This window comes from Caloramator sp. mosi_1 (assembly GCF_028622835.1).
GTDB lineage: Bacteria > Bacillota > Clostridia > Clostridiales > Caloramatoraceae > Thermobrachium.
In genome coordinates, this window is sequence record NZ_CP117677.1 from 1,875,456 (window position 1) to 1,888,271 (window position 12,816).

Consider the following 12,816-nt stretch of genomic DNA (forward strand, 5'->3'; position numbering starts at 1 on the left):
CTTATTAGTCATATAATAATATATGAACAATTATTCATATATTCAAGTGAGGTGGTTAGATGGATAAAAAATAGATACGTGTTCCTGTAATGTAATACACGAAGAAGTAGTTAATAAAGTTAAAGAACAAATGCCAGAAGAAGAAGTACTTTTGATTTAGCAGAGTTTTTAAGGTTTTTGGTGATAGCACAAGAATAAAAATAATGTATGCACTTTTTGAACACGAAATGTGTGTATGTGATATTGCAGCTTTACTTAATATGACTCAATCGGCGGTATCGCATCAGCTTAGGGTATTAAAACAGGCAAGACTTGTTAAGTATAGAAAAGAAGGAAAGGTTGTTTATTATTCCCTTGATGATGAACATATAAAGGACATCGTTAAAGAGGGTCTTGAGCATATAAATGAAGGGAGATGAGGTGTTTGAAGTATCAATTTTATTTAGATGGGTTAGGCTGTGCAAACTGTGCGGCTAAGATGGAAAAAGAATAAAAGAAATTAAAGGAGTAGAATTTGCAACTATTGACTTTGTTAATAAAAAACTTGTTATTGTAACAGAGAATTTAGATACTGTATCAAAAGAAGCAGAGAATATTATAAAGAGCATTGAATCCCACGTAAATATGGTAAGTCTAAATGAAGCTAATAACGAAATTGAAGAACAAAAGGAACTTAAGACACCATTTATTAAGTATTTAATTGGAGTAGGACTTTTTATAGTTATGCTTTTTACTAAAAATATAAATATAAAATTTGGTGTTGCTTTATTTTCATATATTTTAATTGGAGGAGATATTGTTTATAAAGCTTTTAAAAATGTTATTAAAGGACAAATTTTTGATGAGAACTTTTTAATGACAGTTGCAACGTTTGGAGCCTTCTTAATAGGTGAATATCCTGAGGCAATTTCTGTTATGTTATTTTATAAAATAGGTGAAACTTTACAGGATATGGCTGTTGATAAATCAAGAAAATCAATAAAAAACTTATTAAAGCTTAAGGCTGAATTTGCAAATCTATTAAAGGACAACAATACTATTATGGTAAAGCCTGAGGAATTAAACGTAGGTGATATTATAGTTGTAAAACCAGGAGAAAGAATACCTGTAGATGGGATAGTATTAGAAGGTGTAAGTTCTATTGATACATCAGCATTAACGGGAGAAGCGATGCCAGTTTTTGTTGAAGGGGAAAGGAAGTTTTATCAGGAAGTATAAACATAGATGGTATATTAAAGGTTAAGGTAACAAAAACCTATAAAGATTCTACAGTAAAAAGAATATTAGATTTAGTCGAAAATGCAGCTTCTAATAAAGCAAAAACAGAAAACTTTATAACTAAGTTTGCAAGATATTATACTCCAATAGTTGTTGGTTTATCATTTTTATTAGCAGTACTTCCTCCGGTTTTAGGTTATGGTAATTTTAGAGATTGGATTTACAGAGCGTTAATATTTTTAGTTGTATCTTGCCCCTGTGCACTTGTAATATCAATTCCGCTTAGTTTCTTTAGTGGAATAGGGCTTGCATCTAAATGCGGAATCTTAATTAAAGGAAGTAATTATATTGAAGCACTTTGCGAGCTTGATACAGTTGTTTTTGATAAGACAGGAACTTTAACTTCAGGAAATTTTAAAGTATCTGATATTGTACCAATGAATGCATTTAAAAAGAAGATATACTAAAATATGCAGCATATGTTGAAGCCTTTTCTAATCATCCAATTGCTGCCTCTATAGTAAAGGAATTTGGCGAAGAAATTGATAAATCGAAAGTAAGTGATTTAAAGGAAATAGCAGGTCAAGGAATAACTGCAACAGTAGAGGATAAAAAGATAATAGCGGGGAACTCAAAACTACTTGAATCAAATGGAATAGAAACTCCAAAGGAATTAAAAGGTACAGTTGTTTTTGTTGCCGTCAACGGACTTTTAGCAGGATATATAACTATTTCAGATACAATAAAAAATACAAGTAAACAAGTTGTAGAACAATTAAAGAGTTTAAATATAAATTCAGTAATGTTAACAGGTGATAATAAAGTGGCAGCAGAAGAAACTGCAATACAAATTGGTATAAATGAGTTCTATTATGGACTTCTGCCACAGGATAAAGTAGAAAAATTTAACCAAATTAGACAGCGAACTAATGGAAGGGTTGCCTTTGTAGGAGATGGAATAAATGATGCTCCAGTTCTTAAGCTTTCAGATGTGGGTATTGCAATGGGGGCATTAGGTCAGGATGCTGCGATTGAAGCAGCAGATGTAATAATAACAACCGATGAAATAGAAAAAGTTTACGAAGCAATTGCAATTTCAAAGACTACAAGAAGAGTAGTTGTCCAAAACATTGTTTTAGCCCTTTCTATAAAAATAATGGTATTAATTATGGCTTCAGCAGGCCTATCTAATATGTGGGAGGCTGTTTTTGCAGATGTTGGAGTTGCACTACTTGCAGTATTAAATTCCCGAAGAATATTAAAAATCAAAAGGTAAAGTTTGTAAAATACCCCATAAAGTATAGTTAAAACTTTATGGGGTATAATTTTTATCTATTTAATTTCCTTTAGAACTGCAAGTAGATAGTCCCACATTCTCTTTACAGAAGATATACTTATATGTTCATCTGGAGTATGAACATCATATAAATTTGGACCAAAGGATATCATATCAACATCTTCTCCAAGTTTTTCTTTAAATAGACCACATTCAACTCCAGCGTGTATTGCAACTATTTCAGCATCCTTATCAAACATCTTCTTGTATACATCCATAAATAGCTGTCTTAGTTTTGAATCAGGGTCATATTGCCATTCAGGATAATCAGAATCGGCTATAAGTTCTGCACCTATAACTTCGGCAACTTTTTAGCTTGATTTAGTATATTGTATTTTAAACTTCTAACTGAACTTCTAACTGCAGATTGGAAAAGAACTTCATCACCCTTTGTTTCTACAACACCAAGGTTTGTTGAGCTTTCAACAAGTCCTTCTATTGCCATACTCATAGTTTGTATTCCGTTTGGAATTAAAACAAGTGATGCAATTACCTTTTTCTTTGTTTCTTCATCAAAACATTTTGCAATACTATTTTCAAGCTTAGTGATAAATACATTTACATTTGCATCTGAACTTCTTAGCTCGTTTTTAAGAGTTTTATCCCATTCATTTATCTTATCTTGAAGTTTTTGAAGGTCAGTTGCATTTATTAAAATAGTAGCATCACATTCTCTTGGAATGGCATTCATTTTAGAACCGCCATTTACTTCAACTAAATCAAAACAAATAGTAGCTAAAAGGTCATCTAAAATTCTTCCCATTATTTTGTTTGCATTTCCTCTTCCTTTGTCTATTTCCATTCCAGAGTGTCCGCCTTTTAGGCCTCTTATACTAATTGTATAAGCAGCTTTATTTTTATCAGCATCTACAAAATTAGCCTTAACTTTATGAGTCGTTCTAACACCACCTGCACAGCTAACAAGAAGTTTACCTTCTTCTTCTGAGTCTATATTTATCAACATTTTTCCTTTAAGATTGCTTCCATCAAGTGCCATTGCACCACCCATACCTGTTTCTTCTTCAACAGTTAGCAATACTTCAATTGGTGGGTGTGGGATATCCTTTGATGCAAGAATTGCAAGTGCATAGGCCATCGCAATGCCATTGTCTGCACCAAGAGTTGTTCCATTTGCATATATGTAATCGCCCTCTAATCTAAGTTGTATTGGGTCCTCTTCAAAATTATGTCTTGTGTCCTTATTCTTTTCACAAACCATATCCATATGACCTTGTATAATTACAGTTGGAGCATTTTCATATCCCTGTGTGCCAGGCTTTTTATTATTACATTAAGTGCTTTATCTTGAATAACCTCAAGGTTATGTTTTTTAGCAAAATCAACAAGATAATCACTTATAGCCTTTTCATTTCCTGAACCTCTTGGAATTTTGGATATTTCTTCGAAATAATCAAATACTAATTGTGGTTCTAATCCTCTTAAAACGTCAACCATTTTATTACCTCCCTATAGGTTTTATTACATAAATATTATATGAAAATAAAATATATTAATCAATCTTATTATTTAGAAAAATTATAAAAATATATTGACTTAAAAATTCAGATAATTTATAATAAAATCAAACATAAACGAACACAAACAAATATAAAATAATATTAAAACAAACACAAATGCACAAGAGGTGTTGAAATGAAAACAATAGAATATACGTTTAGGAGCGATATGGCACTACACGCAAGACCAACAACAATGATAATAGGGGAGGCAAATAAATTTAAATCAGATATAAAAATAGAAAAGGGTAATATAGTTGTTAATGCTAAGAGTTTAATAAGCGTTTTAAGTCTTGTAGTAAATAAAGGAGATACTATAAAGATAGTGGTAGACGGACCAGATGAAGAGGAGGCAGTTTTAGCGTTAAAAAATATACTAACAAATTTAGAATGATAGGTGATTTTATGTTTGCAGAAGAAAGAAAAGCCAAAATACTTGAAATGATAAATTCGGGTAATAGCGTTAGAGTTTCAGAACTTTCCAGGCTATTTAATGTATCTGAGGCAACAATAAGAAGAGATTTGATTGAACTTGAACAGGCTGGTTGTATTGTAAGAACTCACGGAGGGGCTGTATCAAGTACAAGTACAAATTTTGAGCCTTCCTTTAGGGAAAAGCAGGATAAATTTTTAAAGGAAAAGGAATTAATTGCTAAAAAGGCAGCCTCGCTTATAAAGGATGGAGATACAGTTACTATTGATTCGGGAACTACTACTCAATTTATTTCAAAATACATTAATGCTAAGAATGTAACAGTTGTTACAAACTCTGTTAATCTTGCGGATGAGCTATCTGACAGGGAGGATATAGAGGTAATAGTAACAGGCGGACTTCTTAGAACAAAAACAAAGGCAATGGTAGGACCAGTTGCTGAGGATACATTAAAACAACTTAAGGTTGATAAGCTTTTTTAGGTGCAAATGGAATTTCCATAAAGTCAGGTGTAACTACTCCAAATATTGTTGAAGCTAACACAAAAAGAACAATGATAGAAGGTGCCAAAGAGGTATTCTTGTTAATAGATAGTTCTAAATTTGATGAGGTTAATTTTTCGCTAATATGCCCAGTTTCAAAGATAGATTACATTATAACAGATAAACTACCAAAGGACTATGAAAGATATGAACATTTAGGAATAAAATTCATATTAGCATAAGAAGGTGATAGATAGTGATTTATACAGTAACATTAAATCCAGCAATTGATAAAACCATTGTACTTGATAAACTTTCCTTAGGACAAGTCAACAGAAGCATATATTCAAGAGATGATATTGGTGGAAAAGGTATAAATGTTGCAAAGGTCATAAAAAATTTAGGGCATAATGTATGTGCTTTAGGATTTATAGGGAAAGAAAATAGTGATTATATATATAGAAAGTTAAATAAATGTGGCCTTTGTCATGATTTTATTGAGGTGGATGGCGAAACAAGAACAAATATTAAGATTGTTGAAAGGGAAGAGGGAATTTTTACAGATATAAATCAATGTGGTTTTAGTGTAGATAATTTAGATTTAGAAAAACTTATAAAAAGCTTAAAAATAAAGTTGATGAGGATGATGTTGTTGTACTTTCTGGAAGTCTACCAAAGGGAATTGGTAATGATGTATACAAAATTATCATAGAGCAACTAAAGGAAAAAAACGCAAAAGTAATACTTGATGCAGAAGGACAAGCACTGAAATATGGAATTGAGTCACTACCATATTTAATTAAACCTAATATAAATGAGCTAAAAACAATTGTTGATTGTAGTGAAAATTTAGAAGACATAAAGGAGGCAGTTAGGGAATTTGTAGAAAAGGGAATAATAGTTGCAGTATCGATGGGTGAAAATGGAGCACTGTTATTTTCTAAGGAACAATGTCTATATTCAAAACCTATAAAAATAAATGTTAAAAGTACTGTTGGTGCAGGAGATTCAATGGTTGCAGCTTTTGCAATAGGTATTCACGAAAATATGTCTATAGAGGATACCTTTAGGCTTTCAATTGCATCTTCAACTGCAAAGGTGACCAAAGAAGGTAGCCAAGCACCAGACAGAAAAGAAATTTTAAAATATATAGAAGAAGTAGAAATACAGAGGAGGTAGCAATAATGGAACTACAAAAGATTTTATCATCAGAAAGAGTAGAATTTGATCTAAAATCAAAATCTAAAATGGAGGTAATAGAAGAACTAATAGACATTTTATATAAAGACGGAAAAATAACAGATAAAGATAAATTTAAAGGGGTGGTGATAAAAGAGAAGAGGAATTTACAACTGGAATTGGAATGGGGTTGCAATACCTCACGGTAAGTCAGAGTGTGTAACAGAACCAGCCTTAGTTTTTGGTTTGTCTAAAGAAGGTATTGATTACGATTCGATGGACGGAAAACCGGCACATATATTCTTTTTAATTGCAGTACCTAATAATGCAAACAATGAACATTTGACAATTTTAAGTATGCTTTCAAGAAAGTTAATGTATGAAGACGTAAGAAATAAACTTATAAATTCAAAATGTTATGAAGATGTAATAAATGCATTTAAAGATTGATGGGGGAAGTAAATATGAAAATTTTAGCAGTAACATCCTGTCCAACAGGAATTGCCCATACCTATATGGCTGCTGAAGCATTAAAGATAGCAGCAAAAGAATTAAATGTTGACATTAAAATAGAAACAAGAGGTTCTGTAGGTGTTGAAAACGAAATAACTGAAAAAGATGTAAAAGAAGCACACGCAGTTATAATCGCTGCGGATACAAAAATAGATAAAACTAAATTTAATGGTCTTCCAATGATTGAAGTTTCAGTTAAGGATGCAATAAAGGATGCAAAGGGATTAATTGAATCTGCTATGAAGCTTGAAAAGAAGAATAATTATGTTGATAAAGTATTTGAAGCAAAGAGAGAGGAAAAGAAAAAATAACAGGTGCATATAAACATTTAATGACTGGTGTATCATTTATGATTCCTTTTGTAGTTGCGGGTGGTATATTAATAGCCCTATCCTTTGCTTTTGGTATAAAAGCCTTTGAGCAAAAGGGAACACTTGCAGCAGCATTAATGGATATAGGTGGTGGAGGAGCATTTTCACTTATTGTTCCAATATTAGCGGGATATATAGCATATTCAATTGCAGATAGACCAGGTCTTGTACCAGGTATGATAGGTGGTGTTCTTTCAAGTAAACTTGGGGCAGGCTTTTTAGGTGGTATTATTGCAGGTTTTGCAGCAGGTTATGTTGTTGAATTTTTAAAGAAAACTATTAAATTACCTAAAACTATGGAGGGCCTAATGCCAGTTTTAGTACTTCCTTTACTATCAACATTGATAGTTGGTCTTGGTATGATTTATGTTGTAGGTACTCCTGTTGCTTCAATAAACAAGGCAATGGAGGGCTGGCTAAATAGTTTAAGTGGAGGAAGTGCAATTACTCTTGGAATAGTATTAGGACTTATGATGGCCTTCGATATGGGTGGCCCAGTAAATAAAGCAGCATACACCTTTGCAGTTGGTACATTAGCAGCAGGACAACCTTCAACTGTTATGGCAGCAGTTATGGCTGCTGGTATGGTTCCACCACTTGGAGTATTTTTAGCAACGAGAATAGCAAAAATAAATTTACAACAGATGAAATAGAGGCAGGTAAAGCAGCGTTTTTCCTTGGAATATCATTCATAACTGAAGGTGCTATACCATTTGCAGCAGCAGATCCTTTAAGAGTTATACCTTCAATTATGATAGGTTCAGCAGTAACAGGAGCCCTTTCAATGGCGTTTAAGTGTACACTTGCTGTTCCACACGGAGGAATCTTTGTACTTCCAATACCAAATGCAGTTGGTGGATTACTGTTATATACAGTTTCAATAGTTATTGGTACTATAGTATCTGGTGTAATGATAGCAACTCTTAAGAAATAAAAATGGGACCCATCGGTCCCATTTTTATTTGCATTCAAAACTTCCACAGTCAGTTGCTTCTTTATCCTTTGCGGGATTGTGGTGATTTACAATTTGTATTGAATTAAGTGTGCAGTAGTTTTGAGTTCCAGCGTGGTGTTTACAGTCGCTAACTGTACAAGAAATGTTTTTGTTTAACATATAGATACCTCCTTTGAAACGCCATAGGTTTTATTATTACAGGTTTATTTTTAGTTAAATACTAATAAAATATTCATTATTTTTTGTTATTTTTCATATTTTATAACTAAGTGATTGTGTGGAGGGAGAAGATGAAAAGGAGGTATATTGCACTTTTTATAATTATACTTATGTGTATTATAGTTGCAGTTGGTGGAACGTTAATATTTGTAAGAAGTGATAGTGTTTTTAAGAGAACAAAAATTCAAATTCAAGGTATTATATTTTTGTTGATATAACAATAAATAAACTTTATCTATATAAAGATAATGAACTTGTAAAAACATATCCTATAGCTTCAGGCCGTCCAAATACACCTTCACCTATAGGTGTTTGGAAAATTATAAATAAGGATACTTGGGGTGAAGGATTTGGAGGGAGATGGATGGGTTTTAATGTTCCTTGGGGAAAATATGGTATACACGGTACGAACGAGCCTTGGTCAATTGGACACGATGAATCAGAAGGGTGTATAAGAATGTATAATAAAGACGTTAAAGAACTATATAAAATAGTTCCAATAGGTACAACTGTTAGAATATATGGAGGACCATATGGTCCCTTTGGAGAAGGATTTAGAATTTTAAGGCCGGGAGATAGAGGTTCTGATGTTTATGAGGTACAAAGAATTTTAAAGGAGAAGGGATATTTTAAAGGGTATGTTAATGGAATTTATGGTGAGGATATGAAACAGGCTGTGTTTAATTTTCAAAAAAGAATGGCCTAAAAATGAGTAATGAAATTGGTTATAGTTTTTATGAAAAATTAGGTATTAAGCTAATGGATTGAAGGGCATGCTTTTTATATGCATGCCTAAATTAATTATTCACATAGGATAATTTTGTATTATAATTAGTATATAAATACTTTTAAGGGGTTGTCTGCTATGTTTGATTTAAACAGTATGATTTCAATTATTAAACACATAACAGTCTTAAATGTAATTGACATTTTGATTGTAGCCTATATATTTTACAAGTTGTTTTCGCTAATTAGAAAAACAAGAGCTGAACAATTAGTTAAGGGCCTTGTATTTATACTTTTAGTTATGAAGGCCAGTGAAATATTAGGACTTATAACTCTTCATTGGCTAATTCAAAATACATTAACAGTAGGTTTGATTGCACTTATAATCATTTTTCAACCTGAACTTAGAAAGGCTCTTGAACATCTTGGAAGAAGTAAAATACTAAATAGAAGGATTTTTGATAGCGACGAGGAAGTGGAAAAAGTAGTAAATGAAATTGTAATTGCAGCAGATAATCTTTCAAAGAGTAAAACAGGTGCACTAATTGTGATAGAACAGGATACAGGTCTTAATGATTATGTAGAAAGTGGTACAGTCATTGATGGCATAGTGTCATCACAACTATTAGAAAATATATTTGTTGAAAATACGCCTCTTCACGATGGGGCAGTGATTATTAGAAAAGATAGAATTATAGCAGCCTCTTGTGTATTGCCGCTTACAGAACAGTTTGTATCAAAGGAGCTTGGTACAAGACATAGGGCAGCAATTGGTATTACAGAAACCTGTGATGCATTGGCAGTTGTTGTATCGGAAGAGACAGGTATAATTTCAATATCAATTAATGGTAAACTTGTTAGGGGTTATAATGCAGAGAGGTTAAAAAAGGTTTTATATGGAGTATTGAAGAAAAATATTGAAATAGATACAACTTTATTTAAGAGGGTGAAAGTATGGCTGTCAAAGATAAACAGCAAATAATGGCCGTAACGGCTTCTATTTTTATAGCTTTTATACTTTGGCTTTATGTTATGGGGGAGAAAAATCCAGTTTTAGTTAGAACAATCGAGGATATACCGGTTACGCTTTATAATACAGAAAATGTAGTACGCTCTAATTTAGTTATGTTACCTGAACAGAACTTTACAATAAACCTTACTATAAAGGGAAGAGCACTTGATGTTTTTAAAGTTACTAAGGATGATTTTAAGGTAGAGGCTGATATGGGAGGATATTTAAAAAGGGGCGACAACAATATTCCAGTTGAGATAAAAGAAAGCCCCAAGGTATTGAAGTTGTCAGTGAAGGCATTTTCCCGTATATAAGGGTAAAACTTGATAATCTTGTTACAAAAGCTTTTCCTGTTAATATTAATATAACGGGGATACCAAAACAAGGGTATGACAATTTAGAACCAGTTGTTAAACCATCTGAAGTATTAGTAATTGGGCCTGAGGAATATATAAATAAGGTTGCTTATGTTGAGGGGCAGGTGGATGTAACTGGTGCATTTTCAGATATAAATAATTCAATAGTAATAAAACCCTTTGACAGAGAAAGAAAGCAAGTATCATATTTAGAAACAGATCCAAGATATGTTGATGTGTTTGTAAGCATAAAATCTGCAAAGGAAGTTCCTATAAAGGTAGTTACAAAAACAATTTACCAAAGGGAAAGGTTATAAAGTCAATTAATTTAGCTGAACCTAAGATATATATATTGGGTGAATCAAATATTTTAAATAATATAAAGGAAATAGAAACAAAACCTATAGAATTACAAGACATCTATCAAACTACAATAAAACAGGTGGAACTTGATGTGCCAAAGGGAATTTTTGAAAAATAAAGAAAAAAGTATACAAGTTGAATTAGTTGTAGAAAATGTTATACAAAAGGAAATAAAAGTTCCTATAAATATGCAAAATCAAAATGGGGAATATATATATAATATTGATTTTGATGATGTAACTTTATTAATAAGAGGAATTGAAAGTCAAATTAATCAAATAGATTTAAAACAATTTATAGCTACAGTAGATGTTGCAGGACTGACAGAAGGAGAACACGTTATTCCTGTCAGAGTTTCAAAACCAGAAAATTTTGAATTAGTAGTTATTGAACCAGAAAAAATAAAAGTAAAAATAAGCAAAAGATAATGGAGGTATTTTATGACAATAAGAGTAAACAATATTAGAATATCATTAGATGATAGCTTAGATAGGGTTTTAGATATGGCCTGCAAGATGGCACAGGTTAGTAAAAAGGATATTTGGGACTACAAAATACTAAAAGAGTCTATTGATGCCAGAAGAAAAAACAAGATAGATTTAGTATATCAAGTTGAGTTTAAATGCAATAATGAGTCAAGGGTAGTAGCAAGGGCAAATTCAAAGGATGTTTTATTAGATAGTACAAATATTGATGAAAATTTTAACTTTGGTAATGAAAAACTATCAAAGAGACCAATAATAGTTGGAACAGGACCGGCAGGGCTTTTTGCCGGTCTTGTTTTGGCAAAAACGGTTACAGACCAATTATTTTGGAAAGAGGTTCAAGTGTTGAAAAAGAACTAAAGATATACAAAATTTCTGGAATACAGGAGAATTAAACTTAGAGAGCAATGTACAGTTTGGTGAGGGTGGAGCAGGAACCTTTTCAGATGGTAAATTAACGACAAGAATTAAAGATACAAGAATAACCTATGTGCTTGAGGAGTTTGTAGAGGCGGGAGCTCCACCAGAAATAATGTATTCAGGAAAGCCCCATATAGGAACTGATATACTTCAAACAGTAGTAAAGAATATTAGGGAAAAAATTAAGTCATTTGGAGGAGAAGTTAAATTTGATTCAAAGGTAACAGATATTAAGGTTAAGGACAATAAAATTCAGAGTGTTGTTGTCAACAATGAATATGAAATAGAAAGCGATGTTGTTATATTTGCAATAGGACATAGTGCAAGGGATACCTATGAAATGCTTTTAAATAGAGGAGTAGAATTTGAACAAAAACCCTTTGCTATTGGCGTAAGAATAGAACATCTACAAAGTATGATAGATGAAAATCAATATGGTAAATTTGCAAAACATCCAAGGCTTAAAGCTGCAGATTATAGGCTAACATACACAAGTAAAATCAATGGAAGACCTTGTTATAGCTTTTGTATGTGCCCAGGAGGGACAGTTGTTGCAGCAGCATCAGAGGAAAATAGACTTGTAACGAATGGGATGAGTGAATATAAAAGAGATAGGGATAATGCAAATAGTGCAATAGTTGTTGGGGTAGGTTCAGAAGATTTTTCAAGTTCTCATCCACTTGCTGGAATGGAGTTTCAAAGGTATTATGAACATCTTGCATATAAAGTTGGTGGAGGAGGATATATAGCACCTATACAACTTGTTGGGGATTTTTAAAGGATGAGGTTTCAAAAAGCTTGGTAAAGTAAAACCAAGTTATACAAGAGGGTATAACTTTGCAAATATCAGTGATTGTTTGCCCAGCTATGTTGTTAGTGTATTAAGGGAGGCACTATTGGATTTTGATAAAAAAATAAAGGGATTTGCAAGTTATGATGCAGTTTTAACAGGAATTGAAACAAGAACTTCAGCTCCAGTTAAAATTATAAGAATGGAAAATTTCGAATCAAGTACAATAAAAGGCCTTTATCCTTCAGGTGAAGGAGCTGGATATGCTGGTGGTATAATGTCTGCAGCTGTTGATGGAATAAAAACAGCTGAAAAAATAATGCAAAAATATGCTCCAATTGAATAAAAAGGTATGCTAATTTGTTAAATATGCATAATAAATTTTAAATATTTTTGTTGCAAACATAGGGTAATATACTGTAAAATAAGAATAGATAAAGT

The 12,816-nt window shown here is 32.1% G+C and carries 13 protein-coding genes and 6 pseudogenes; 17 read left to right on the forward strand and 2 right to left on the reverse strand.

The features are described from left to right. Positions 1-70 precede the first annotated feature (70 nt). Positions 71-419, forward strand: a pseudogene (locus PL321_RS13275) (ArsR/SmtB family transcription factor). Then, positions 416-2,494: pseudogene (locus PL321_RS21560) on the forward strand (heavy metal translocating P-type ATPase). Before PL321_RS13275 ends, PL321_RS21560 begins: the two co-directional pseudogenes overlap by 4 nt. Before the next feature lie 56 nt (positions 2,495-2,550). On the opposite strand, the pseudogene PL321_RS13285 reads toward PL321_RS21560, so the two are convergent. Next, positions 2,551-4,009 (reverse strand): annotated as a pseudogene (locus PL321_RS13285) (aminoacyl-histidine dipeptidase). A gap of 198 nt (positions 4,010-4,207) precedes the next feature. Between PL321_RS13285 and PL321_RS13290 the strand changes: the two are divergent. The 7 genes and pseudogenes from PL321_RS13290 to PL321_RS13320 all read left to right on the forward strand — a co-directional run bounded on the left by PL321_RS13290 (position 4,208) and on the right by PL321_RS13320 (position 7,983). Further along, positions 4,208-4,465, forward strand: a complete 258-nt coding sequence (locus tag PL321_RS13290; protein ID WP_273962361.1) for an HPr family phosphocarrier protein — start codon at positions 4,208-4,210, stop codon at positions 4,463-4,465. 47 nt (positions 4,466-4,512) lie between these two features. Beyond that, positions 4,513-5,228 (forward strand): annotated as a pseudogene (locus PL321_RS13295) (DeoR/GlpR family DNA-binding transcription regulator). A 14-nt stretch (positions 5,229-5,242) separates the two neighbouring features. After that, positions 5,243-5,698: a 1-phosphofructokinase family hexose kinase gene (locus PL321_RS13300; RefSeq protein ID WP_273962362.1), complete on the forward strand. Its 456-nt coding sequence runs from the start codon at positions 5,243-5,245 to the stop codon at positions 5,696-5,698. After that, a complete protein-coding gene (locus PL321_RS13305; protein ID WP_273964562.1) occupies positions 5,668-6,165 on the forward strand; it encodes a 1-phosphofructokinase family hexose kinase in 498 nt (165 codons plus the stop codon). Before PL321_RS13300 ends, PL321_RS13305 begins: the two co-directional genes overlap by 31 nt. A 5-nt stretch (positions 6,166-6,170) precedes the next feature. Then, entirely contained in the window at positions 6,171-6,374 is a 204-nt protein-coding gene (locus PL321_RS13310) for a PTS sugar transporter subunit IIA (RefSeq protein ID WP_273962363.1), read from the forward strand. Continuing rightward, on the forward strand, positions 6,361-6,615 hold the full coding sequence (locus PL321_RS13315; protein WP_273964563.1) for a PTS sugar transporter subunit IIA: 255 nt from the start codon (positions 6,361-6,363) through the stop codon (positions 6,613-6,615). Before PL321_RS13310 ends, PL321_RS13315 begins: the two co-directional genes overlap by 14 nt. A 14-nt stretch (positions 6,616-6,629) precedes the next feature. Next, a pseudogene (locus PL321_RS13320) lies at positions 6,630-7,983 on the forward strand (PTS fructose transporter subunit IIC). 24 nt (positions 7,984-8,007) lie between these two features. Here PL321_RS13320 and PL321_RS13325 read toward each other — a convergent pair. Continuing rightward, positions 8,008-8,163 carry a DUF1540 domain-containing protein gene (locus tag PL321_RS13325; protein ID WP_273962364.1) on the reverse strand — a complete coding sequence of 52 codons (156 nt, stop codon included), beginning with the start codon at positions 8,161-8,163 and terminating at the stop codon, positions 8,008-8,010. Positions 8,164-8,294: 131 nt separating this feature from the next. On the opposite strand from PL321_RS13325, the gene PL321_RS21565 reads away from it, so the two are divergent. From PL321_RS21565 to PL321_RS13360, 8 genes and pseudogenes are all read left to right on the forward strand, one after another. Then, positions 8,295-8,441, forward strand: a complete 147-nt coding sequence (locus PL321_RS21565) for a hypothetical protein (RefSeq protein WP_443110661.1) — start codon at positions 8,295-8,297, stop codon at positions 8,439-8,441. Between the two features lie 2 nt (positions 8,442-8,443). Continuing rightward, positions 8,444-8,929, forward strand: coding sequence for a L,D-transpeptidase family protein (locus PL321_RS13330; protein WP_443110791.1), 486 nt, complete (start codon positions 8,444-8,446; stop codon positions 8,927-8,929). Between the two features lie 159 nt (positions 8,930-9,088). Then, positions 9,089-9,931, forward strand: a complete 843-nt coding sequence (gene cdaA / locus PL321_RS13335) for a diadenylate cyclase CdaA (RefSeq protein WP_273962365.1) — start codon at positions 9,089-9,091, stop codon at positions 9,929-9,931. Further along, complete coding sequence (locus PL321_RS13340; protein WP_273962366.1) at positions 9,904-10,275, forward strand: hypothetical protein; 372 nt, start codon at positions 9,904-9,906, stop codon at positions 10,273-10,275. The genes cdaA and PL321_RS13340 overlap by 28 nt, the downstream gene beginning before the upstream one ends. A gap of 44 nt (positions 10,276-10,319) precedes the next feature. Continuing rightward, positions 10,320-10,634 (forward strand): CdaR family protein, encoded by a 315-nt coding sequence (locus tag PL321_RS13345; RefSeq protein ID WP_273964564.1) that lies wholly within the window; start codon positions 10,320-10,322, stop codon positions 10,632-10,634. A 26-nt stretch (positions 10,635-10,660) separates the two neighbouring features. Next, positions 10,661-10,798 (forward strand): hypothetical protein, encoded by a 138-nt coding sequence (locus tag PL321_RS13350; RefSeq protein WP_273964565.1) that lies wholly within the window; start codon positions 10,661-10,663, stop codon positions 10,796-10,798. Further along, positions 10,770-11,108, forward strand: a complete 339-nt coding sequence (locus PL321_RS13355; RefSeq protein ID WP_273962367.1) for a CdaR family protein — start codon at positions 10,770-10,772, stop codon at positions 11,106-11,108. Before PL321_RS13350 ends, PL321_RS13355 begins: the two co-directional genes overlap by 29 nt. Positions 11,109-11,120: 12 nt before the next feature. Continuing rightward, a pseudogene (locus PL321_RS13360) lies at positions 11,121-12,721 on the forward strand (NAD(P)/FAD-dependent oxidoreductase). Positions 12,722-12,816: the final 95 nt, after the last annotated feature.